At 52.7% G+C, this 25418-nt stretch carries 18 protein-coding genes; 10 read left to right on the forward strand and 8 right to left on the reverse strand.

Annotated features, from left to right (window positions below; genetic code table 11):
* Positions 1-97: 97 nt before the first annotated feature.
* The 9 genes from ACZMIG_RS06760 (at position 98) to ACZMIG_RS06800 (ending at position 13279) form a co-directional block, all read left to right on the forward strand.
* The gene (locus tag ACZMIG_RS06760; RefSeq protein WP_021855866.1) at positions 98-1507 is read left to right on the forward strand and encodes an amidophosphoribosyltransferase; all 1410 of its coding nucleotides are present in this window, start codon (positions 98-100) and stop codon (positions 1505-1507) included.
* Between the two features lie 377 nt (positions 1508-1884).
* Positions 1885-2979, forward strand: coding sequence for a leucine-rich repeat domain-containing protein (locus ACZMIG_RS06765; protein ID WP_487889333.1), 1095 nt, complete (start codon positions 1885-1887; stop codon positions 2977-2979).
* 580 nt (positions 2980-3559) lie between these two features.
* Positions 3560-3718: a hypothetical protein gene (locus ACZMIG_RS06770; RefSeq protein WP_021855864.1), complete on the forward strand. Its 159-nt coding sequence runs from the start codon at positions 3560-3562 to the stop codon at positions 3716-3718.
* A gap of 328 nt (positions 3719-4046) precedes the next feature.
* Positions 4047-6653 (forward strand): hybrid sensor histidine kinase/response regulator, encoded by a 2607-nt coding sequence (locus ACZMIG_RS06775; RefSeq protein ID WP_487889334.1) that lies wholly within the window; start codon positions 4047-4049, stop codon positions 6651-6653.
* A 151-nt stretch (positions 6654-6804) separates the two neighbouring features.
* Complete coding sequence (locus tag ACZMIG_RS06780) at positions 6805-8580, forward strand: ATP-binding protein (RefSeq protein WP_487889335.1); 1776 nt, start codon at positions 6805-6807, stop codon at positions 8578-8580.
* A gap of 45 nt (positions 8581-8625) precedes the next feature.
* Complete coding sequence (locus ACZMIG_RS06785; protein WP_021855860.1) at positions 8626-9336, forward strand: response regulator; 711 nt, start codon at positions 8626-8628, stop codon at positions 9334-9336.
* Positions 9337-9750: 414 nt separating this feature from the next.
* A complete protein-coding gene (locus ACZMIG_RS06790; RefSeq protein ID WP_487889336.1) occupies positions 9751-10914 on the forward strand; it encodes an MFS transporter in 1164 nt (387 codons plus the stop codon).
* A gap of 20 nt (positions 10915-10934) precedes the next feature.
* On the forward strand, positions 10935-12824 hold the full coding sequence (locus ACZMIG_RS06795) for an AAA domain-containing protein (protein WP_487889337.1): 1890 nt from the start codon (positions 10935-10937) through the stop codon (positions 12822-12824).
* A gap of 56 nt (positions 12825-12880) precedes the next feature.
* Complete coding sequence (locus tag ACZMIG_RS06800) at positions 12881-13279, forward strand: hypothetical protein (protein ID WP_021855857.1); 399 nt, start codon at positions 12881-12883, stop codon at positions 13277-13279.
* An 11-nt stretch (positions 13280-13290) separates the two neighbouring features.
* Here ACZMIG_RS06800 and ACZMIG_RS06805 read toward each other — a convergent pair whose 3' ends face one another.
* The 8 genes from ACZMIG_RS06805 to ACZMIG_RS06840 all read right to left on the reverse strand — a co-directional run bounded on the left by ACZMIG_RS06805 (position 13291) and on the right by ACZMIG_RS06840 (position 23139).
* Positions 13291-14271, reverse strand: coding sequence for a flavodoxin (locus ACZMIG_RS06805; protein ID WP_482682280.1), 981 nt, complete (start codon positions 14269-14271; stop codon positions 13291-13293).
* Positions 14272-15068: 797 nt separating this feature from the next.
* Positions 15069-15659 (reverse strand): Crp/Fnr family transcriptional regulator, encoded by a 591-nt coding sequence (locus ACZMIG_RS06810; RefSeq protein WP_021855855.1) that lies wholly within the window; start codon positions 15657-15659, stop codon positions 15069-15071.
* Positions 15660-15891: 232 nt separating this feature from the next.
* Complete coding sequence (locus ACZMIG_RS06815; protein WP_053397672.1) at positions 15892-17232, reverse strand: MATE family efflux transporter; 1341 nt, start codon at positions 17230-17232, stop codon at positions 15892-15894.
* A gap of 495 nt (positions 17233-17727) precedes the next feature.
* On the reverse strand, positions 17728-18654 hold the full coding sequence (locus tag ACZMIG_RS06820; RefSeq protein ID WP_487889338.1) for a M48 family metalloprotease: 927 nt from the start codon (positions 18652-18654) through the stop codon (positions 17728-17730).
* 38 nt (positions 18655-18692) lie between these two features.
* Positions 18693-20036, reverse strand: a complete 1344-nt coding sequence (locus tag ACZMIG_RS06825) for a restriction endonuclease (RefSeq protein WP_487889339.1) — start codon at positions 20034-20036, stop codon at positions 18693-18695.
* 206 nt (positions 20037-20242) lie between these two features.
* The gene (locus ACZMIG_RS06830) at positions 20243-20974 is read right to left on the reverse strand and encodes a GYF domain-containing protein (RefSeq protein WP_482692970.1); all 732 of its coding nucleotides are present in this window, start codon (positions 20972-20974) and stop codon (positions 20243-20245) included.
* Positions 20974-22134 (reverse strand): pectate lyase, encoded by a 1161-nt coding sequence (gene pelA, locus ACZMIG_RS06835; protein ID WP_487889340.1) that lies wholly within the window; start codon positions 22132-22134, stop codon positions 20974-20976. Before pelA ends, ACZMIG_RS06830 begins: the two co-directional genes overlap by 1 nt.
* A gap of 294 nt (positions 22135-22428) precedes the next feature.
* Positions 22429-23139 carry a DNA alkylation repair protein gene (locus tag ACZMIG_RS06840; RefSeq protein WP_487889341.1) on the reverse strand — a complete coding sequence of 237 codons (711 nt, stop codon included), beginning with the start codon at positions 23137-23139 and terminating at the stop codon, positions 22429-22431.
* A 665-nt stretch (positions 23140-23804) separates the two neighbouring features.
* On the opposite strand from ACZMIG_RS06840, the gene ACZMIG_RS06845 reads away from it, so the two are divergent.
* Positions 23805-24587 carry a Cof-type HAD-IIB family hydrolase gene (locus ACZMIG_RS06845; protein ID WP_487889342.1) on the forward strand — a complete coding sequence of 261 codons (783 nt, stop codon included), beginning with the start codon at positions 23805-23807 and terminating at the stop codon, positions 24585-24587.
* Positions 24588-25418 lie beyond the last annotated feature (831 nt).

The raw sequence follows: 25418 nt of genomic DNA on the forward strand, positions 1-25418 counted from the left end.
AACTGCATGCCGTCTGTTTATGATTAGCCAATATTTTTGTAACTTTGCAGCCACCGAAAACCATTCGGATTCTTGAACACTAACAAAAACATATCTTATGGGAGGATTCTTCGGAACAATCTCGAAGTCGAATTGTGTTACAGACCTGTTCTACGGTACTGACTATAATTCGCATTTGGGAACAAAGCGTGGCGGACTTGCCACTTATAATGCGGAGGAGAAACAGTTTATGCGCTCAATCCACAACCTTGAGAGCACATACTTCCGCACTAAGTTTGAAGACGAGCTCGGCAAGTTTTCAGGTAACTCAGGCATAGGCATCATCAGCGACACTGACGCCCAGCCTATCATCATCAACTCACACTTAGGACGCTTTGCCATCGTAACCGTGGGCAAGGTGAACAACATCAGCGAACTTGAGCAGGACCTGCTGGCCAGGAATATGCATCTGGCGGAGCTGAGTTCGGGCAAGACCAACCAGACCGAGCTCATAGCGCTGCTGATAATCATGGGCAAGAACTTTGTTGAGGGCATCGAGAATGTGTTCAACAAGATAAAAGGCTCGTGCTCGCTGCTGCTCCTCACCGAGGACGGAATCATCGCGGCGCGCGACAAATGGGGCCGCACGCCTATCGTGATAGGCCGCAAGGAAGGCGCGTTTGCAGCCACGAGCGAGTCGAGCAGCTTTCCTAACCTCGACTATGAAATCGACCGCTATCTTGGTCCGGGCGAGATTGTGCGCCTCAGGGCCGACGGCGTAGAGCAGATGCGCAAGGCCGAGAAGCAGATGCAGATATGCTCGTTCCTGTGGGTTTACTACGGATTCCCCACATCATGCTACGAAGGCCGCAACGTTGAGGAGGTGCGCTTCGAGATGGGAAAGAAGATGGGACAGCAGGACAAGTCGGAGGTTGACTGCGCCTGCGGAATACCCGACTCGGGCGTGGGCATGGCTCTCGGATATGCCGAAGGCAAGGGTGTGCCCTACCACCGCGCCATATCTAAATATACGCCTACATGGCCGCGAAGCTTCACTCCAAGCCGTCAGGAGCTGCGCAACCTCGTGGCAAAGATGAAACTGATACCTAACCGCGCCATGCTCAAGGACAAGCGTCTGCTGTTCTGCGACGACTCTATCGTGCGCGGCACGCAGCTGCGCGACAACGTTAAGGTGCTGTTCGACTACGGCGTGCGCGAGGCTCACGTGCGCATAGCCTGTCCGCCGCTCATCTACGGCTGTCCGTTCATCGGCTTCACGTCGTCGAAGAGCGACCTCGAACTGATAACGCGCCGCATAATAAAGGAGCTTGAGGGCGACGAGAACAAGAATCTTGAGAAATATGCCACCACAGGCTCGCCCGAATATGAGCGCATGGTGGAGATAATACGCGAGCGCCTGGGCCTCACTTCGCTCAAGTTTAACACGCTCGAAAACCTCGTCGACGCCATCGGTCTGCCCAAGTGCAAGCTCTGCACTCACTGCTTCGACGGCACCGGCTGCTTCTGACGTATTATATATAAGGCGGAGTCTGTAATTTCGGATTATAAAGGATGTATATATTCCCGTCATCCGTTCGGGCCGCTTTTCTGACATTACCGGTGTCTTTTTGTCAAGTCCTGTCGGGCGTACAGTCAGCTATACTCTACCGTCGGCTTACAAAGATACACTTGCTAAGATGCAAAAAGCGCATCGGCCGAATTGACAGAATCCTGCCGTAAGCAATATTGAAGGTGAAGACCGGGCACAGATGCTTTGGCCGTTCACCTTCTTTTTTTATGCCGCAGCAGCCGCAGTAACCTTTCAGCCAGCCTGCATAACGGCATACGGCGTGCATACAAACAAGTCGATACGATATTATTAAAAACATTTCAACAGTTCATACCATGATCATCAGACAGACATTAGTAGTGCTGACAGCCCTTCTGTCGGCATCGGCATGCGCCCTGGCGCAGACATTCAGCGTAGGAAACCTTACTTACTCGGTAACCGACAAGACTGCCGGCGAGGTTGACGTCAGCTCGTGCGAGAGCTACGAGAGCGAGATAGACGTGCCCGCCACGGTAAGCCACGGCGGCATCAGCTATAAGGTAACAGGCATAGGCATAACGGCATTCAGCGTCAAGAGCAGCCTCAGGCGCATAGGCCTGCCCGAGGGCATACGGCATATCGGAGAAGAGGCCTTTGCCTATTGCAGCCAGCTTACGTCGATGTCGCTGCCTGCCAGCGTGGAGAGCATAGGCAGCAAGGCGTTCAGCGGATGCCTTATGCTATCTCGCGTGAGCATGGGCAACGGCGTCAGGAGCATAGGCAGCGGCGCGTTCATGGACTGCAGGTCGCTTCTGTCGGCTGCCGTTCCGGCCGGTGTGCGCATCATAGAGGCAGCCACGTTCGGCGGATGCAGCTCGCTCAGGGAGGTTAGCCTGCCCGAAGGTCTTGCCATAATAGACGACCTTGCCTTCAGAGAGTGCGGCTCACTCAGCTCAATATCCCTGCCCGGCTCACTGACTTACATAGGCGACGAGGCCTTTGCCTCATGCGGCAGCCTTGCCCGGATATCGCTTCCTGCCCGGCTCATGAGCATAGGCGACAAGGCGTTCAGCGGCTGCGTATCGCTCAGTTCGATAGTGTTGCCCGACAGTCTGATAAGCATTGGCGACGGAGCCTTTGAGAAGTGCCGCAGCATAAGCAGCATAACCATGCCCTCAGGCACCACCAGCATAGGCAGCGAGGCGTTCAAATATTGTATGAATCTTGGCAACGTGGTCATAGGCGAAGGCGTTACGTCCATAGGCGACAGGGCGTTCAGGGTGTGCACGTCGCTGCGCCAGATAATGGTAGGGGCAACGGAGCCGCCCGCAGTGGGTGCCGACGCTTTCTTCGGCGTGTCGCGCCGTACAGCGGTGCTTGTGCCCTCAGCCTCGCTCGATGCCTACCGCCAGGCGGCCGTGTGGCGCGAGTTCAACATCCGGCCCATGTAGCCGTGTGGCTGCCCTGCCATGCTTCTTGGCGCAGGGCGGCAGCTCATGCGTGCCGTGGCGCAGACATCCGCAATACCCTTGTTGCAAATATCTGACTGACAGGCGTTTGCGCGTGCGATGCAAAAGACCGCAAATCAGCCTGCAAAAGGTATGCTTTTAGGCTGCAAAAGACCACCAGTCGCAGGGCAAAAGGCATGCTTTTAGAAAATGGCCTCAGGCGGCAAGCCGATGACTTAATATAATAAGGCGGCCGGAGGCGTCAGCATGCCTGCACGGCTAAACCATACACCGGCCTGATGACCGGTATAGATTTTACAGCAGATCACGCCCCGAAAAATCTTCACCGGCGTGCCAAAGCGGAGCGTGTGTAGAGGTGTGGAACGGCGTTTCCACACTTTTTTGTGGAAAAATTCCACACCTCTTCCACACTTTTCCACACATCCCACAATTCCCCAAAATATCATAACCGCCTGATAATCACCGACATAGCTGTTTCTGGCATAGTTTGGCACGGCTGTTGCAATATGAATAAGCGAGAACGTTGAAAATAAAATTATTAACAATAAAAAAAGAAAGCATTATGAAAAAGTTAGTTTTCGCTGCAGTAGCAGCTCTCGCATTGGTTTCAGTTAGCAACGTATTTGCAGGTCAGAACGAAAATAAAGTACAGAACACAGTAGTATCAGACACAACAGTAACAACTCCCGCTCCTGCAGACACAGTAGCTACAGCTGAATAAAAAGTTCGGTTAAGACAAGAATAATAGGTTAATTCATTTTTTCGGAGATAAGGCGTTTTATCTCAAAAGCGAGCCCCGGAAGCTGTAACAGCCAGCTGACGGGGTTTGCCTTGTTTATATGTCTCATGCCCGAAGATGATACTAAAAAAGGCATAAAACTTACAAAAAGTGAACATTTTGCGGTTATTTTTGCCAAAATAATGCATCGTTGACATATTTTTACTTTATCTTTGCAAAAATGGGACATTGCTCCCGGCACGCCCGGTTGGCATGCAATACGACGCGCAGGCAGCCCTGAAGTCTGCGCTTGGACTAATACTTGAAACGGATGAAGACAGGCGTACAGTTTAAGATAGCGGCGGGATACACACTTGCAATATTGGTGCTCGCCCTGGCGGTGTGGCTGGTCTACGGCAACACCAGGGCCTTCATGCAGATAGACAAGGCCGAACGCGAGTTTATGGAGCGGCGCGACGTGGTTGACAGTCTTATCTACTGCTTTCTCGAAACCGACAACTGCGAGAGGTCATTGTGCCTCGGCAACACCGACGAGCTCGACAATTTCGACGCATCGCTCCGCAAGACCATGGCTTTGGCCGACTCGCTGAAGGCCATGGTCAGCGACAGTTCGCAATGCCTGAAGATCGACTCGCTGCGCAGCATGCTCCTGCTGAAGCGCGAAAATACGCTGATGATTGTCGACGAGATGGCCAGAAACAACCCTGACAAGTTTTTCCGCGAGAAGGTTATCAAGCTGCAGGAGGGGCAAGACTCGGTCGTGATACATCCTAAATCGGTAGAAGTGCAGGAGAACAAGGAGGTGGTCTACGACATCGTGAAGAGCAAGAAGGGCTTCTTTGCACGCCTTGCCGACGCCTTCCGCAAGCAGCATGCCGACACCATACAGGTGAGCAACCGCAGCCGCAAGGCCGTAACCGACTCTGCACGCCACAGCATCAACATAGCCGACACCGTGGCCGGAGTGCTCAAGGAGATTAAGCGCGAGGAACTGAAGGCGCGCAGGGCACGCCAGGAGCAGCTCGACGAGAAGCGGCAGACGCAGCAGCTGGTGGGCGTGCAGCTGGCCCGACGCATAGAGCAGCTGCTCGAAGACATACGCGACGAGGAGCACCGCGCGCTGCAGGCAGCTATAGACACCGACCTGTCGGGGCGCCGCAGCGTCATGCTCAAGATAATATCGCTTGCCCTGGTGGCCGTCATGTCGGCCGTGGTGCTGCTGCTCTACGTCAGGCGCGACATGCGCAGGGCACGCATCTACAACGAGAACCTCGAGCGGGCAAAGGCCGAGACGGAGCGCATAATGGCGCAGCGCGAGCGTCTGCTGCTCACCATCACCCACGACATAAAGGCTCCGGCAGCCTCGATATCGGGCTTCATAGAGCTGCTCGGCGATTATGTCAGAGACGGAAAGGCGGCATCCTACCTGAGCAACATCAAGAATTCTGCCACACATCTGCTCCATCTGGTCAGCGCACTGCTCGACTATCACCGCCTTGAGAGCGGCAAGGTGGAGACGCGCAGCGTAAGCTTCAGTCCGCGACAGCTCGTCGACAGCTGTGCCGAAGGCATACGTCCGCAGGCCGAGGCCAAGGGTCTTGCCGTCGAGAGCGACACCTCCGGATGCGGCTCACGCCTGTGTCTGGGCGACGCCTTCCGCATAAAGCAGATACTCGACAACATTATAAGCAATGCCCTTAAATACACCGACCAGGGCAGCATAGCCATATCGGCGCGCATGCAGGGCAGCCGCCTGCAGGTGGATGTGGCCGACACGGGACGCGGAATGACGCCCGAGGAGGCGCGCCGCATATTCAACGCCTTCACGCGTCTGCCCGGAGCGCAGGGCACCGAGGGCGTGGGCCTGGGCCTGTCGATAGCACGCGAGCTGGCCACTCTGCTCGGAGGGCGCATCACGCTCGAGTCGGCCAAGGGCAAGGGCACAACGTTTCATGTGTCGCTTCCGCTTGAGTTCAACGGCAACGGCATGCAGGGCGACGAGACTGCGGCAGCCGAAAGCAGGCCGGCAGGCACCGGCATAAAGCCCGGACACAGACCCGAGGGCATGACGGCCGACAGGATCAGCATACTGATTGTTGACGACGACCGCCTGCAGCTGCAGCTTCTGCGCGAGATGCTCACGGGCATTTCGGGCGGCAGATGGCACATAACGGCATGCAGCCATGCCGACGAGGCACTGAGACAGCTTGCCGACCTGCGTCCGCACGTGTTCTTCATAGACATAGAGATGCCCGAGATGAGCGGCACGGAGATGGCTGCCCGCATAGCCGGACGCTACGACACGCTGCTCATAGCCATGACGGCGCACGAGCCGAGCATAGAGCCAAGACTGCTGGAGGCTGGCTTCGACGCATGCCTTTTCAAGCCGTTCAACACCGACCGCCTGTGTGCTACGCTCCAGGCTGCCACAGGCATTGAGCTTGATGGCGGCAAGACGGTTGCCGGGAAGGCTGATGCTGACGGCGGCGGGGGCACCGATGAAGACGGCAACGGCGATGAATGCCGCACAGACAAGGCACCTGACGCCACGGGAGACGACGACGGCAGCAGGACCGGAGGGCACGACTTCGGGGCCGTAACCGAATTTGCCGCAGGCGACAACGAGGCGTGCCACGAGATTCTTTCGAGCTTCATGACCGAGATAGACGGCCACATGGCCACGCTCGACAAGGCCAAGGCTGGGCCCGACCGCGCCGCCATAAGCCGCGTGGCACACAAGGCGCTGCCCATGCTGACCATGATAGGGGCGCGCTCTGTCGACGAGTTGAAGGCTCTGTCGCCCGAACACATAGACAGCGTGGCCGACGCCGACATGGCGGAAATGTGCGAAAAGATAGCCGGCGAGATGCGCCAGATAAGGCATGAGCTCGACGAAGAGATAAAGGCTCTGGGCTAACCGCCGGCCGAGGCGTGTGCAACGGCTGTTATTGCGCACGCCGACAGAACATACTACGGCACGCAGGCTCCGCGCCTGATGTGCGTGCCATCCTCTTTATTGCTGCTATTAAGACAAGCCTTATATTAATGAACCCTAACCTGTTATTACCATGAAAGGATTACGACTGATTTTATTTTTGGCCGCAATGATAGCTGTTGTGCCTCTGGCGGCTGCCGACAAGCTCAGTGAACTGAGGCAGAAGGCCGACGCGCTGCATGCCGGCGGAAAGAACGACTCGGCACTTATAGTGGCGCGTGAGGCTCTCGACGTGGCACAGAAAAGCCGCAACACCACGGCAATAGTGGGCATTAACTCGTCGATGGGCGTGTATCTGCGCACCATGGGCAAGACCGACGAGGCGCTCAGACACTATAACGAGGCCATGAAGCTCTGCACCACTGCCGAATTTAAGGCCAAGGCCGACGAGGACGCACGCCAGGAGGCGGCTGCCCTCTACCTCAACCTCGCCACGCTGCACATAGACATGCAGCACAAGAAGGAGGCCATGTATTACGCCGGACTGTCGGTAGACTGGACGCAGAAGTGTGCCGACAAGGCCTTCAAGGCGCAGATGCTGTCGCAGAACGGACTGATGTTTCTCATGGCGGGCGACAACAACAAGGCTGCCGACATGCTGACACGGAGCTACGGCTACGCCATGGAGCTGGGACAGACCGACGCTGCCATGAGCGCGGCGGCATATATGGTGGCCACGGCCGACAGACTGGGCGACAGGCGCGGGGCAGACATGTGGCGCGGACGGTGCCGCACGCTGGAGCCCAAGGTGGAATCTACGATGACGCTCGTGGCTTATTATCAGATATTGTGCAGCATTGAACTAAACCACGAAAACTGGCGCGGGGCGCTGCCGCTGTTCAAGAAGATTCTGACAATCAAGGGCATAGAGCAGATGCCCTTCGTGGTGTACGACTGCTACAACAACATGCACGAGGCCTACGCACGCCTCGGACAGTGGGAGCAGGCCTACGGAGCCATGACCAAGGCCGTAGCCCTGAAGGACAGCTTGTTTGAGAGCCAGAAGGCCGAGAGCATGCGCGAGCTTACCGTGAAATATCAGGCCAAGGAGAAGGAACTCGAGCTGGCGCAGAAGAAGGCCGAGCTGGCCGAGACGCGCATGTATGTCAGCACGGGACTGCTCGTTGTGGCGGTGCTGGCTGCCCTGACCGTGGTCTACATCATGAGGCAGAGGCGCAGGGCGCGCATGCAGGCCGAGGAGTTTCGCAGGCTGCAGGCCGACACCGACCGCAGGCTCATGCAGAAGTATGTGGACGGACTGGAGAACGAGCGCGAAAGGCTGGCGCGCGAGCTTCACGACGGCGTGTGCAACAGCCTGTACACCGTGCAGCTGAAGATTGCCGCGGGCAACGGCGACGCCGCAGGACAAGCCGCCATGCTCGACGACTGCCGCGAGCAGGTGAGGCGCATATCGCACGAGATGATGCCGCCGGAGTTCAGCTATGCCGACATAAGCATGGTGCTCGACGACTATTTGTGTCAGGCGGCAGGCGCAGGGCAGTGTGAAATAACGTATGAGGCCGTGCCCGAGGATGCCGACTGGAGCCGCGTGGCCGACGCTACGGCGCTCGAGATATACCGCATAGCACAGGAGGCCGTGGCCAACGCCATGAAGCACTCGGGCGCAACGCGCATAGACGTGGGCATGAGGCTTGAAGGCAACAGCCTCAGTCTGACCGTGAGCGACAACGGACAGCCACAGCAGCACGCATCGGCAGGCATCGGACGGCGCACCATGAGGCAGCGCGCGGCAGCCATCAACGGACAGATAACCACGGAGAGCGGGGGCGGCACCACCACCGTCAGACTAACCATAAGCAGTCTGCCCGAAAAGAAGACAAGGCCGTAAGACATAAAATTTCTTAAAAAACCACGGATTTCCGTTATTGCAAATATGAATGTATGGTATAATTTTGCCCCGATGAACGAGGCACAAAAATATTTGCTGCAGGACCTGTCGGTTGCAATAGTCGACGACCACGCGCTGATTCTTGAGGGATTCAAGAGTCTGATGCAGGGCTGCAACGCCAAAAACGTCGAGACGTTTGGCTGTGCGGCCGACCTGATTGACGCCATGGGCCGCCACAGCTTCGACATATACATAATAGACATAGGCCTGCCCGACATCGACGGCTTTGAGCTCATCGACAAGATACGCTCGCGCCACGCCGGGGCAAGGATAATAGTCAACACCATACATGAGGAGATATGGCTGCTAAGGCGCATGCTCGACAAGGACGTCAACGCCATACTGTTCAAGTCGACCGACTTCATGCAGATGGTCAGCGCCATAGCGGCCGTGATGTGCGGCGAGCAGTATTTCTGCCCGGGAGTGAAGCGCAAGATATCAAGATACACGCAGCGCATAGAGCATCCGTCGGAGAGAGAGACCGACATACTGAGGGCGATAGCCGGAGGATACACCTCGAAGGAGATAGCCAACATGCTCTTCATATCTGAAAACACGGTTGAAGCCCACCGCAAGCGGCTCTTCGTGAAGCTGGGCGCACGCAACATTGCCGACCTGATAGTGAAGGCCATCGACCGCGGATACATCAACGCCTCGGAGATAGTGAAGGGCAACAAGAACGACAAGAACACCTGACGCCGACACCGCTGTTGGCAGCCGACGTAATGTTTTGATATCCAGTATGTTATGAAACACGGCTTTTTGCACTGCAAAAGGCCGTGTTTTGCGTTGTAAAAGGCCACCTTTCAGCTCCTGAAAGGGCACATATTGGGCGGCACGACCGTGCCCGGTAATATATCTTTACATTTCAGCTGCATCTTCCAGCGGCATGTACTGGGCTGTCTGCGGCTGCCCCTATACGCAGGCACGGGCACGCGGCATTGCGCCTTCATGGTTATCTCATTTCTCGCCCTACGCCATCAGGCGGCTTAGGCCTATGTCAAGATTTTTGCCCGTGGCGCAAAAATGAGGGGGCGGCGGCTTTGCGTTTTGATGCGGTTGCATTAACTTTGCATGCGTTTTTCAGGATAAATAATCAAAGCTAAGCAAATGAAGAAAAGTCTTGTGGCTCTGGCCTTCGGCACACTTGCCTTGGGCATAGCCGAGTTTGTCATGATGGGCATCCTGCCCGATGTGTCGCGTTATTTTGATGTCAGCATCCCCACTGCCGGCCACTGCATATCGGCCTACGCCCTGGGCGTGTGCTGCGGCGCCCCTCTGCTGGTGGCGTTCCACAAGTATCCGCTAAAGCGCCTGCTGCTGTTTCTTGCCGGCCTCATCCTCTTCGGGGCTGCGCTCTCGGCCATGGCGCAGAGCTTCGTCATGCTTGTCGTGGCCCGTTTCATCTCAGGTCTGCCCCACGGCGCCTATTTCGGCGTGGCGTCCATCGTGGCAGTAAAGCTGGCCGACGAGGCGCACAAGACCAGTGCCGTGTCGATAATGGTGGCGGGCATGACCGTGGCCAACCTCTTCGGCGTGCCTCTTGCCACGGCTCTCAGCTCGCACATATCGTGGCGCTTCCCGTTCATGCTGCTCATCTTCATCAGCATCATCGTGATATACTATGTGTGGAAGTGGATTCCGGCGTCGGTGGGTGCACTGCCCGACGAGGGCTTCCGTCATCAGTTTGCCTTCCTTCGCCACGGCGCGCCCTGGCTCATCCTTGCCGCCACGATGCTGGGCAACGGCGGCATATTCTGCTGGTACAGCTACGTCAGCCCGCTGCTCACGTCGGTTGGAGGCTTTCCTCATGAGGCCCTGTCGGCACTGATGATAGCCGCAGGCTTCGGCATGGTGGCGGGCAATCTTATCAGCGGCCGCCTGTGCGACCGTCATCGGCCGGGACACGTGGCCGCCGTCACGCAGACCATAACCATAGCCACGCTGCTTCTGATATTCCTTTTGGCCGGCTACGGCTGGATATCGGCCGCACTGATGGTGGTGTGCACGGGCTGCCTGTTTGCCCTGAGCAGTCCGCAGCAGTTTCTTATACTTAAGCATGCGCCGGGCGGCGAGCTGCTTGGCGGCGCAGCCATACAGGTGGCGTTCAATCTGGGCAACGCCATCGGGGCCTTCTGCGGCGGCCTGCCAATGGAGCACGGGGCCACTCCGCGCTGGTCGGCGCTCGTGGGCGTGCCCTTCGTCGTCATGGGACTCGTGGCTTTTATCTGTTTCTGCCGCAAATATGAGCACCGAAACGTTGCCGTTGACTGAAAATTATTAACTTTGCATCTGTGAACAACATTCAGTCATCATCCGTTCAGGCCCTGCGCCAGCAACGCCTGCTGTTGGAGATAGAGTACAACAGCGAGAAAGAGGCCTTCCGCCGTCAGACCGAGACAACGGGACTGGCGCGCAAGGTGAAGCGTGGCGACGCGTGGCATCCGCTGCGCTTCGTGCGCAGCTACTACAATTCGCTCAATCAGCTTTCTGTTGAGGTTGTGCGCACTGCCGACACCGACATTGAGCACAACTTCGAGTTCGGACGCCCCGTGTGCTTCTTCCGCATGAGCGAGGGGACAGAAGGCAAGTCGATAAGATACTTTAATTTCACCGGCACGGTGAGCTATGCCGACGGCGACCGCCTTGTGGTCACCGTGCCCGACAACGCACCCGTGGCAGAGCTGCAGGCCACCGAAGGACTGGGCGTGCAGCTGTTCTTCGACGAGACGAGCTACCGGCTTATGTTCGAGGCTCTAGACCGTGTGATAGGCGCACGCGACAACCGCCTTGCCTATCTGCGCGACCTGTTCTATTCGGGCGTGCCGGCTGCCGAACTTAGCTTTGCCCCGATAAGCTTTCCGTGGCTCAACAAGGCGCAGCAGGAGGCTGTCAACAAGGTGCTGCGCGCCAAGGACGTGGCCATTGTGCACGGACCTCCGGGCACGGGAAAGACCACCACGCTCGTTGAAGCCATATACGAGACGCTGCGGCGCGAGAGCCAGGTGCTGGTGTGCGCACAGAGCAACATGGCTGTAGACTGGATTAGCGAGCGGCTCGTAGACCGCGGAATAAGCGTGCTGCGCATAGGCAACCCGACGAAGGTGAACGACAAGATGCTGTCGTTTACATACGAACGGCGCTTCGAGGCTCACCCCGACTATCCGCAGCTGTGGAGCATACGCCAGGCCATACGCAAGCTGAGGCAGGAGCGCAAGCGCCGCGACAACAGCTGGCACCAGAAGATGGACCGCCTGAAGAGCCGTGCCGTGGAACTCGAACTGAGGATAAACTCGCAGCTCTTCGGCGAGGCTAAGGTCATCGCCTCAACACTTACGGGCAGCGCGAGCCACTTGTTGTCAGGGCAGAAGTTCGGCACGCTGTTCATCGACGAGGCGGCACAGGCGCTCGAGGCTGCATGCTGGATAGCCATACGCAGGGCATCGCGCGTGGTGCTGGCGGGCGACCACTGTCAGCTTCCGCCCACGGTGAAGAGCATTGCGGCGCTGAAGGGCGGACTGGGCACCACGCTCATGGAGCGCATCGTGGCGCGCAAGCCGTCGGTGGTTACGCTGCTGACGGTGCAATACCGCATGAACGAACAGATAATGCGCTTCTCGAGCAACTGGTTTTATGACGGACGCGTGGAGTCGGCGCCCGAGGTTAAGTACCGCGGCATACTCGACTACGACAACCCCATAACATGGATAGACACGTCGGAGAGCGACGCTAAGGAGGAATTTGTGGGCGAGAGCTTCGGCAGGATAAACAAGATTGAGGCCGAACTGACGCTCGATGCCCTTAAAAACTACTTCACCAAGATTGGCCGTCAGCGCATAGCCGACGAGCATATCGACGTGGGCGTAATATCACCCTACCGCGCCCAGGTGCAGCTTCTGCGCCGCATGGTGCGCAAGGCGGAGTTCTTCAAGCCCTACCGCGGCTGCATAACAGTGAACACCGTTGACGGATTTCAGGGGCAGGAGCGCGACATCATCGTAATATCGCTCGTGCGCTCGAACGACGACGGGCAGATAGGCTTCCTGTCAGACCTGCGCCGCATGAACGTGGCTATAACCCGCGCACGCATGAAACTGATAATAGTTGGCAGCGTGCAGACCATGACTCGCCACGCCTTCTACAAGGAGCTGTACGGCTACGTGCAGGAGTCTGCCGGCATTTAGGCAGCATAAAGACATCAGAAAAAGCAGACATCGAAACATAACAAACAAAGGAAGACATGCTTCAGAGAGACTACATTTCGCGACTTATACGTGAGTTTATGGCGGCGCTTCAGCGCTATCTCGAGAAGAACGAGGCGGGAGCGCGCCGCAAGACGGCAGAAGACCTGTTCCGCCAGTACTTCGGCTCGTATGAGTTTTATCACACGGCAACGCATGACGAGATAATGTCATCGTTCGAAAAGTATCCCGAGGAGGAGCGCATAAGCCGCATGGAGATGCTTGCCGAGCTGTATTATGCCGAGGCCGACGACCGCCCCGAGCCGTTCAGGACGCAGCAGCTCGACATGGCCCTCAGCCTGTTCAGGTTTATCGACGCCCACAGCCGCACTTTCTCCATCGACCGACAGAACAAGATCGGCGCGATAACAAAGATGATATACAGCGGCGGAAAATAAAAAAGGCACGCTTACTTGCGTGCCGAAAGTGTTACTGTTACGTTGCCCTTGCCGAGCAGTTCTTTAAGCTCTGCCTTACTCATGCCGTCTATCTTGCCCAGACGCGTGAAGTTCCACGTGTTGGTGTCGTAGTAGATAACGAAATTGTTGCCCTGATACAGTATCAGGTCGCCAGCCTCCGTGGTTATGTTCTCGTTGTTCTGCGGCAGCGTGTGGCCCAGGCTGCCCACCTTCTCAAAGTTGCCGTAGTCGCTCATGTCTATCACGATGTCGCCCTCTTTCAGCAGGTCTATCAGCGCTCTTGCCGAGCTGTTGTCTGCCATTGTGGCCGTGAGGGTGCGGCCGTTCACCTTTATGTTCATCTTGCTGTAATTTATGTTGTTGTCTTCATCTGTTGCGGTTTCCATCGACTTGATCCATTGTTCCACCTCACTGCGCTGAGTGCCTGCGCCAAACCTGCGTCCTGCGGTCCATGTGGCTCCGGGCGCGAGCGCCTGCAGCAGGGTTGCGCTTGAGCCTATGCCGCTCGAGCCTGACGTGCAGAAGGGTATTACGGTCTTGCCGCTGAGGTTGCAGCTCTCAACGAAGGTGTAGACAACGCGCGGCGCCTGCCCCCACCATATGGGGTAGCCAAGGTATATCGTGCGGCACTTGCTCAGGTCGGGCACGCTGCCCTTGATTTCCGGGCGCGCGTCGGGGTCGTTCTGCTCGAGCGACGAGCGCGACTGCGGATTGCTGTAGTCGAGGTCTGCCGCGGTGTAAGGCTCTGCCGCCTCAATTCGCCATGTGCCTGCGCCGGTTATGTCGGCTATGTGGCGAGCCACGCCCTCGGTGGTGCCGGTCTGCGAGAAATACACCACCATTACATCGTCCGCCTGTCCGCCAGGCGTTGCCGGTGTGGTGCCGGCGGCGTCGCTGCCGTTGTCCTTGGCGCACGAGATATGCGATACGGCAAGGCAACACGCAACGACATAATAAAGAAACTTTTTCATACTTACATAGTTTTTTGGTTCAACAACTGCTCTTGCTGTCTCTTCAGGCTTATGCCCCTGCATGGCGTCACTCAATTAAGAGCGCTGCGGAGCATGCCTTTTTCTGACGCTACAAAATTATTATATTCCTGCATGCGGCATGGTATATTATTTACAGATAAATGTACCCAAAAAACGGAAAACGCCGTCTTCACTGTCTTTTGCCATGTTCTGCCCCCATGTCACCCTGCCACGGCGGCACTGAAAGGGCGCATCTGGCAGTGCGGAAGACTGACATTTGGGGAACATCATGTGAACATCAGAAACAAGACTCTTAGCATGAAAAAGCGGCAACGGAGACGGCCGGCAATGCTGCCAAGCAGCACCGCCACACGACGGCGGCAGACATCACCGCGCAAAAGGCGGCAAACGGCGATGCGAAAGCTATCCTTTCGGGCGCCAATATGCCACATATTGCAGCGCAAAAGGACAGCTTTTGCAAAACGGTCAAACAGCCGTGGAAAAACAGCTGAAATAAATGCGCCCGCCTGCGGCATAAATCTCCGCAGGCGGGCGCACTGTCATCGTGATGCAGCCTGACGCTTTAACCGCCATAAGGCGCTATGACTAGGTCTGCATTTTGCTTTATATTGAGCTGTATTTCGTCTTGTTATCAGCATGAATGGCAGGCTATGTCAAGAAGGAACGGACGAAAGAAGGGGAACCGAAAACTGAAAGACGGCTGAACACAGGAATACACATAAAGGATAAAGCCGTATGGGGCATAATTGCCTACATGGGTTTATGTCCGCCATTAGTCAGTGTCTCTTCTTCCTGCCGCGCGCCATCTCTGCCCTGATGCGGCTGAGCGACTGGGGCGTTATGAACAGATACGAGGCGATGTATTTCAGCGGCACGTGCTGCAGCAGTTCGGCCTTCTCGTCCAGCAGAGTCTCATATCGCTCGCGTGCCCTCGGCGCACCGCTGCTGAGCAGCCACCGCTCTATCTCGAAAATCTCTTTCTCATAGAGCCTGCGGCCTATGCGCGCAGCCTCAACCGACGACATGAAGAAGTCTTCGGCGTCGCTGCGGCTTATGCCATAGACAACGCCGTCGCTCATGGCCTCGAGCGCTATCATCGACGGCATGTTGCCCACAAAGCACCACGACGAGAAGAGCAGGTCGCCCTTTGACGCAAACCACAGGGTTATGTCGTTGCCGTCGGAATTGACATACGACGCGCGCCATATCCCGTCCACTATAATATATATGTCAGTGTTGCGCCCTCCCCTGCGCACAAGCGTGTCGCCCTTCAGTATCTCCATGCGTGTCATGTGAGCCTTGAGAGCCTCAACGTCGCTCATGCTGAGTCCGCTGCGCCGGCACAGACACTCCTCAAAAGTTTCCATAATCACACGTATTAAAATCGTTCGGCATGCCTTTTGCCCGAATATCCCACAGCCAACGGCCTGCACCGGGCATTCAGCCGTCATGCGCGCAGCCACCCGTTACGCCGGCACCGCTGCCTGACAGCACGTCAGCACACATGCACCTGCATCCAGCACGGACAGGTCGGCACGGACTGCGACAGACCGCGGCAGCAGCCGCCATAAAGCCATAGGCAGCCGCAAAGGTAGCAAATCATTTCCGATTTCTCAAATACATCACAAAGATTAATACGCACGTAAGCAGCTCCGCCACAGGCACGGCGAGCCATATGCCGCTCACCCCGCACAGCTTGGGCATCAGCCAGAAGCACAGCAGCATGAGCACATAGCCGCGCATGGCCGTGATGAACATGGCGGCAGCGTCGCGCTCAACGCTCTGACAATAGCCTATGGCCACGATGTTGACGGCAAACGGCACGAAGCCCAGCGCAAACAGGGGCATGCCGCCCACGGCTATCGTGTTGGCAGGAAAGCCTGCCGGAATGAACAGCGACACTATGTCCGGCGCGAAGAAATACATTATCAGCAGAAACATCACGCCGCTGCCAAGGGCCGTAAACAGAGCCATGCGCAAGGCAGAGCTTACCCTCCGGGTGAGCCTTGCGCCGTAGTTGTAGCTCAGTATGGGCTGAGCCGACTGCGCTATGGCGTTATACACCATGAAGATTATCGGGAACACATAGCACGCTATGCTGTAGGCCGCCACGCCGTCCTCGCCGAGATAGGCTATGAACACATAGTTGCCGGCAAACATCATGGTGGCGATGGCCGCCTCGCAGAGCAGCGACGGGAAGCCCAGACGGCACATATAGCCCACGTTGCGGCGCGTCATTCGCAGACTGCGCAGATGGGTCTTAACACGGCATAGCTTTATGGTGCGCCCCATCATCAGCATATACCACAGCACCATGCCGGCACCGGCTATATAGCCAAGACTGGTGGCCACGGCTGCGCCTATCACGCCCCAGTGGAACACAAAGATAAAAAGATAGTCGAGAACGATGTTGAGCAGCGCCGGCACCACGTTGCACATCATGGCGTAGCGCGGCGAGGCGTCGAGCCTTATGTAGAACATTCCGGCGCTGAGCATGGCGCTGAACACAAAGAACGGCACGGCGCCGTAGATATACTCGACGGCAGGCGCGAGCAGACGCTCAGAGCTGCCAAGCAGGCAGGCCACGCCGGGCGCACGCCACACGATGAGCGCACTGAACGCCGCCACCAGCATGCTGAGGGCTATCACGGCCTGAGTGACGTTTATGCGCGCCGTCTTTGGCTTGCCGTGTGACAGATGGATAGACGCCACCACCGACGCGCCCACGCCGAACATAAGTCCGATGCCGGTATTTATAAGAAACAGCGGCGCAACGATATTCACCGCCGCCAGAGCATCGCTGCCAAGGCCGCGGCCAACGAATATGCCGTCGGTAATAACGAAAAGGGCCGACGACACCATGCCGAGCAACGTGGGCATGAGCAGCTTGCTGAAAAGGCTTGACACCTTTGTTGTTCCGAAATCTATACTGTCCTTCATCATACTTTACGGTTGTTAGTTGTTGATATCGGGGCGCAAAAGTAAGTGTTTAAAAACGAAAGGCAGTTAACAATTGGTAATTTCTGCGGCTGACGGGGGATTTAATGACTGAAAAAGCATGTTTTTCACACGAAAAACATTGCAGCAACGGCTGCCGGAAGGATAAACAGGGGCATAAATCTGTACTCTTTTTGTTTATTTTCCTATTCAAACATATACTTGTTTTTACTTATATTTACTGTATAAAGGGACGTCTCGCAGAAATTCGTATTGACGTTGATATTCCTCAATACGACGAGGGCTGATACTTTTTTCTCCATTTCAGAATAATCAAGGGAACCATTGACCTTTGCAAGTTCAATTGCATAACGTATGAATCATCGTGTATCGTTTGAATGTGTACGATTTGGATATGTCGACAACCATATCTCCTTCAATTCGTTTAATTCCATAATTATCTAATAATGTTAATTCTATCAATTAATTAGAAATAAGTTATTTTATTTCTTTGTGTTTCTCTAAATACTCTAAAAATTTAACTCTAAATTTTGTTGTAGGATGCGTACTTTTATCGTTGTAAAATTTATCATTATCATATCCTATGGTTTTAAGAGCGTTAATGTATTCTTTTTCATCTAAGCCTAGCCATTGCAAATAGCGGAAAGCTATTATGTCTGCCTCTATTTCTTGCTCTCTTGAATATTTATATTTATATTTTACTGCTTCATTTTCTGCTTCTTCTATAAGATTATTCATTCTTTCATTAACATCATCCCATGATTCATTTCCAACAGCACCATTAGCTTGCGCATAAGCATTTGCAGTTGCATCTATAGCAGAAACAACGCCGGATATAATTTTATTTCTGTTTTCTCGCTTTCTGAATCTATAGGCATTATCTAATGAATGCTGTAAAAAGAAGTGTGCAGCCTCGTGTGCGCATATGCCAACCATGCCAACAACTGATATACTATCGCACATTATAGCCCCAGTGGTTACATAAATTTTCCCATTAGGGCAGGTATAAGCATTTATTGCATCACTATTTATGATGTATATTTCAGCTTCAGGAAATACAGATTTAATACCTATGTAATTCATTAAAGTATCAGCAACAAATTTATAATCGTCGTTTATTGATAAATTACTATAATATTCATTACTCAATAAACTTGCATTATATAAATCATTCTGTGCTTTTAATGCAGAAGTTTTTTCCTGCGTTATCGCTTTATATAGTTTGTTCAATCTCTTATTATTTCTCCAAACCGCATTCCAAAACAAATCAGATTTACTATTATCCAGATTATTTACATACTTGTAAATATCAAATTGATAAATCAAATCTTCAAATTCATCTCTTTGAGCAAATAATAATTGTGTTTGCAATACGCAAATACAAATCAATACAAAATTTTTCATATTCTATCAAGTTTTTTTACAATAAGTCTTACGTTATTCTAGTTATACATGTGGCGCATTGCCCTTCTAAAACCTTTACTTGTTGCCTCTTTTATAGTCCAAGCATAAAACTCTCCAGCTTTTTTTATTTCAGTCCTATAATACTGTTGGTCAAAAGGCAAATGATAAATTTTTTCGCCATTTGTACCTATATTGCACTTTATCATCGGATATTCGCCTTTTGATATGTTCCATACACGTACACCAAGTTTTTGTGCAAATTTTTGTGCCATATCAGAAAGTCTTGTTGTAGTTGCAATAACAGGAATTACATTTTCTTTAAACAAATTCCGTTTTAACTGATATTCCATCGCAGTACCAAATATTTGACATATAACATTCTCATGTACTTCTTTTGTTTTTGCCCAATATTTACATTGTATTATATAAGTCGATATTGCTCCAGAAGCATCTATGCGTGTAGCTATTATATCACGACCCAAATCATCAAGTCCGTTAAGACTTCCGAAAGGTATTGTACTAAAATGATATTTAACCCTTAACAAAAAATCAACATACATTTCATATTCTATACCAATTTCCCAATTTGATTTAGTTCTTTTCTTATACCTATCTAATGCCAATTGGTTCCGTTCATCCACACTTAACTTTGTCCATTCTTCATCTGACAAGTAATCTCTTGCATGATCCGTGTTTTCTGCTAATTCGTTATAACTATTTACTTTGTCAAGCGATTGTAAAGCTTCTTCATCATCCACATATTTTTGAAGTTCTGGGAATGTTTTTAGCAAAAACTCATATTTATAAAGCATTTCCTTGTATTGAATAATAATATCTCTAGTTTCAGCTTTCATGGATTTAATAGCCTCAGAAGCACTAAGCGCAGGATGACTTTTATATCTTAAATATGACGACATCTCATCATACACATAAGAACGCATATCAGCAGCTAAAGTAGCAGAATATCTAAATGGAGCTTTTATAACTAAAAGGACATTCATTTTCTTTTTTTGTTTCAATAGAGTATCATTTTTTTCTTTGTACTCATTTTGTAGTTTTGTGCTTTCACAACTAATCTTATTTGTAAGTTCCTTATGTTTTTCCTGATATTCTATTTCTAAATCAGATTTTTTCTTTTCGTATTCACATTCTATCTTCTTAATTTTATCCTTTTGTTTGCTTAATTTTATTCGATAAATGACAAAAAGAACAGTACAAACAGTAATGGGTATAGCGTGCGTATACAAAAATCCATTCTTATGCGCATAAAGATAAGGCATAAATATTAATAACACTATACTTGCAACATAGGACAGTCCTGCAATAGTATAAAATAATTGAACTAAACAACAACCGTCAAAATCATCATTATATCGTCCCATTTATTATAAAATTTCTTTTGTTCCTTTCTTAAACTTTCAAACAATATGATGATTAAAAGTGAATTTACAATAATTATTTATTTCAATTAAAATCATAGTTATACATAATTTATCTATGTAAAATTTATTATTTATATGGCTGCTGCAGCGAAATAAAAACATAAATTCGGCTTCAGTACACTCAGATAATGCCGCTACTAACGGCATCACTCGGCCATGCGCTCCTCGTTGAGAGCCTCCCTGATATAGTCGTTGTCGAAGGTGAACACGTGGTTGAGAATGCCGAACGACACGGCTCTCGACTTGCCCTCGATGTTGATTGTACCTATGGAGAAGAGATAATAGTTGTCTACATCCAGAAACTGGCTTACGGCCATGTTTACCACGCCCGAGGCAAATATGTTGCTGAACATGCCCCAGAAGCCCGACGCGCCGTTGCTCTGGCTTATGGCCGCGCTTATCTCGCCTGCCACGGCTTCGCAGTGCTGTTCGCGCGTAGGACAGGTTACGGTGAGCGCAAAGGCTATGACAACGGCCACCACTATGCCTGCCACGCGGCCGCCGATGTGCCTGCGGCGAGGCTCATATATTATCTCTTCGGCAGCATCGGCTCTGCCCGACGTGCCGCTGCCTCCGCCCTGCCCGGCCGAATATGCCGCGCTGCCGGATGCGTCTGTGCGGTAGTCGCGCCCGCCGTCAGCCTGCCCTGAAGCGCTCTCAGCACGTGCCGACGGCTCAAACGGCAGGGGCGGAGGCACGGGGCCGGGCTGCGCCTTGCCCTCCATGGCGTCCTTAAGTTCCCTCACCTGCCAGGCCGGAGTCCACTGCTCCATGCCCTCGGCCCACACAAGAGTCTCCGAAGAGAGGCCGCGCTCCATAAGTTCGCTTACGGAGAAAGGCCCCTGCTGCCGGTTGTCTGCATAAATAAAATATCTCATCAGTTACCCTCCGTCTTGTTCTTTCCGTATTTCTTGCTCCACTGCTCATACTTCTTAAACACCTTAAGAGCCTCAGAGTTGTACCAGCTGTAGCCTGTGCGGCGCTCGTGGCCTATCTCGCTGACGTCGAACTTCATCACGCCGTCGCGGTCGCAGAAGAAGGGGCGGTTGTCCTCAAGCGTATAGAAGCGTGCCCACAGAGGCTTCGACACCTCGCCCTCGGCACACTTCACCAGGCGCCAGTCTTTCTTGCCGTCGCTGTTCTTGAAGTTCTCTATCTTGTATCCGTCTATCTCGTTCTGGCGGAACCACTCCACGGCAGCCTCAATGCTGTTGACCACCTCGGGCGAGGGCTTTGACAGCGACATGAGGAAGAGCACTATGTCGTCAGACTCCTGTCCGCTGAGTGACGCCAGCTCGAAGGCGCGTGCGTTGGCAGGCAGCAGGGTCTTCTCGTCGTGCTGCGCACACCACACCGTGGGCTTGCCGTTCTGCACATACTGCGTCTTCAGTATGCAGCTGATGCCCTTGTCGAGAGCCGTCTTGGCCTTCATCTTCACGCTGTCGGGGAAGAAGGCGAATGGAGCCTTGCCCAGACTTGCGTCGCGCATGATCTTCATCACGTTGATCATGGCGTCGTCGTTATATGTGATGTGCGTGTGATACTTCTTGTTGTAGGGATAAAACTGCGGCCAGCCGCCGTTGTCATACTGTGCATCAAAGAGATACTGCATGCCCCTGAGCACGGCGTCCTTATACTTCTCTGTGCCCGTGGCGTTATACAGCTTCGACAGGTAGATTATCTCGGTAGAGGTGGCGCGGTTGTCTATCGTGCTGTACTTGGCAATGCTCTTGTCGGCCTCTGCCTTCTTCTTGTCGGCCTCGGTCATGTTTCTGGCCATGTCGATGTTCTTCGGCCATCCGCCCGTGTTCTGCTGATACAGCAGCACGTTGTCGCCTATGCGCACTGCCTCGGCCGTAGTGAAGAACTCAGGCTCGAGATGTGCAGCCCACGACGTCCACGTCTTATAGGTTTTCTGCTTGTTGTCTTTCTTGTCTGTTTTAGTCTGACTTGTTTTCTTTGTCTGGCCCTCAGCCGGCGTTACGGCAGTAAGCGCGAATGTAGCGGCAAGAGCCATCACGATGAATCCTTTTTTCATAATTTAGGTATAAATGTAACGTTTGTTGTTTGTAAATAGTTAGTCGTTGCCTCATGTTTGTCAGCAAACCTGACGGCATTCATTTTATTTAGATGCACGCAGACAGAAAAGGTTTAGTCATTACTTTGCATTTTAACCCAAATTAGCCGTCTGCCCCGTGTTCATCCGCCTGTCTGGCGTTGCGTGCGGCATGCCTTATCAATCCTGACGGTCATCATACAGCACACAGCTTTATCTATTTTGCGCATTCATGCTTTCAGCCCGAAAGCATAACAGCCTATTGGGGGTTAAGGCTCACTTCATTCTGAGTATCATCTTGCGCTCGTCTTCGGGAAACTTCTCGATGGCATAGCGCAGCATGGTGCGCGGCATCTGTGCATGATGCTCCATGACGAAGGCTCTCAGTCTGCCCATGTCGCGCTTGCCTGCCTCGCGCAGCATCCAGCCCGTGGCCTTGTGCATAAGCTCATGCTGATGACTGATGAAGCGCAATGCGAGGGCATAGGTGTCGTCGAGGTCGCCCTGCTTTATGAAGGCATAGGTGGCCACCATGGCTATGCGGCTGTCCCATAGCAGGGGGCTGCCGGCAAGGGTGTAGAGCAGGTCGCGCGGCTTGTCGAGCAGATAGGTCCCCACGATATGCGGCGCACTAAGGTCTACGAGGTCCCAGTTGTTTATGCGGTCTGTAACAGAGAGATACATGTCGGTAAGTTCGCGGCGCGCTCCGTCGTCGGCCTTCTTCATCTTCTCAACCATTATGAGCAGCGCGCAGAGCCTTATCTCGTGCCATTCCGACTGCATGAGCCGCCTTAATGTGTCGTTGTCAGCCGTCTTGTGCCGCCTGGCCACGCTTCGAGTCGCAGGCACCTTAATGCCCAAGAACTTGTCGCCATGCCCGTATTCGCCTTCGCCTGTCTTGAAGAAGCGCTGCAGCTGCTCGCTCTGTGCGTCGTCACGCAGCGCCGTCATCTCTCCAGTTATTATCTCATATTCCGTCTTTACCATATTCATTACCTTTGTTTATTACGGCAAAGATAGTGCAAGGTGAGTGCATGGCAAAATGAATGCATATTATTTTTTATTTTCATTGGTTAAGCGGTATGAGTTGCGGATCACAGATCCTTATACTCTATGCTGTCGGATTGCAAATCCGACAGAACATTAGTCTTACAAAATGATAACACTATTTGTGGCAATATGTAAATCTACAATACGAAAAACAAGACTGATGTCATCTGTATTTGATTACATATAAGACATATTTACGATGCGAAAAAACAAGGCTATTGTTCTGTCGGATTTGCACGAGTTGTTGAGCAAAGCGAAAAATCCGACAGCATATAGTATAAGGATCTGCGATCCGAAATTCATACTTCCTTATTATATAAAACAGGCTTCGCCTCAACAATGCAAACTTTAAAAAAAAACTGCGTCTTTCATTTTGCCATGCACTCACCTTGCACTATCTTTAAATAATATAGGCTTCGCCTCAACACTGCAAACTTAAAAAACTGCGTCTTTCATTTTGCAGTGCACTCGGCTTGCACTATCTTTGAATAATATAGGCGGCGCCTCGGCACTGCAAACTTAAAAAACTATGTTTTTCATTTTGCAGTGCACTCGGCTTGCACTATCTTTGCACTCAATAAAGATAATTTCAGGAAAAGAGTATGATTAAGGCTTTATTTTTTGACATAGACGGAACACTCGTGAGCTTCAACACACACGAGATACCACAATCAACGGTTGACGCACTCGAACAGGCAAAGAGAAACGGCGTGGGCGTGTATATATCTACCGGACGGCCGGTGAAACTGATCAACAACCTGCACGCCATAGAACATCTGATAGACGGATATATAACCACTAACGGCGCCTACAGCTTCATAGGCGACAAGGTGGTGAGCTGCGTAGACATTCCGCTCGAGGACGCACGCACGCTGATACGGCTGGCAGACGAGATGAACTTTGCCACGATGGTGGTTGGGGCGAAAGACCTCACGGTGTATCATCCCGACGAGATGGTTGACAAAGTGTTCCGACAGCTGCTCAACGTAAGCGACCTAGGCGAGGACATCAGTCTCGAAACGGTGCTAAGCCAGCCCATACTGCAGCTTACGCCCATCATAGACGAGCAGCAGGAGAAGCTCGTCATGCCACAGCTGCCCCACTGCATAGCCGCAAGATGGTATCCGGCATTTGCCGACGTGACGGCGCGCGGGGCCGACAAGGGTAAGGCGCTGCAGCGCATGGCCGAACACCTGGGCATGGACATCAGCGAGACTATGGCCTTCGGCGACGGCGGCAACGACAAGTCGATAATCTGCGCGGCGGGCATAGGCGTGGCCATGGGCAACGCCATCGACGACGTGAAGGCGCTGGCATCATACGTTACCGACCATGTTGACAACGACGGCGTGAGCAAGGCGCTGCGCCATTTCGGCATAATCTGACGCCACGGGGGCGCACATGCCCCTGCCGGCGGCGGCATACCTACAGGCAGGACACGCTGCACGGGGCGCAGACTTTTGTAAACTTTTATGACAAAAGGCATGACGCTTGACGCTCTCAGAATGGCCACAGCCGTGGCGCCACGGCCGTTTGGCGCGAAAAAACCGGAAAATCAGCATTTTTGCCAAGCATCTGACATTCAGGCATTTACATCAAAACGGCTGCTCGGTCGGCCGTGTTAAAAAACATTACTGTGCCGTTTGAGGTGCAAAAACGATAGGTTTAGGCACCGAAAGCAATGCTCCTGCACCATGAAAAGCGCCCTTTTGGCGTCTGAAAATACCGGTTTTAAGACACACAACGCACACAAAAGCTAACCGATGTTAATAAAAGAATATATTTGAAAACCATATTTTAACATCCGTTATACTTTGATTTTCCAGAACGGAAAATAATTTTGTCCTGAGTTTTTACCGTCTTCCTGCCCATATTCCGATGCCCAAAGCCGGCATAACGGCAACGACGGAAGCCCTGCAAACACGGCCGTGCGCACGCATACGAACAAGACCGCTGCGCACGCGCGCACAGGCAGAGACAGGCGCATGCACATACGCGCGCGGCGCCCATAAGAAAAGTAACGCACAGGCGCACGTACATAACATAAAAGACGCAACTTTACACTTATTAAATGACAAAGGGCAAACAAAGCAGCACAAAGGCTTACAATCTGTAACTTTTTGTATTTTCCGATTGATATAAATCAATTATGATAATATAAAACTAAAAAAATATTTCAATTTTAATCTCATTTAAGATAAAAAATATTACTTTTG

Source organism: Xylanibacter sp. (assembly GCF_057607445.1).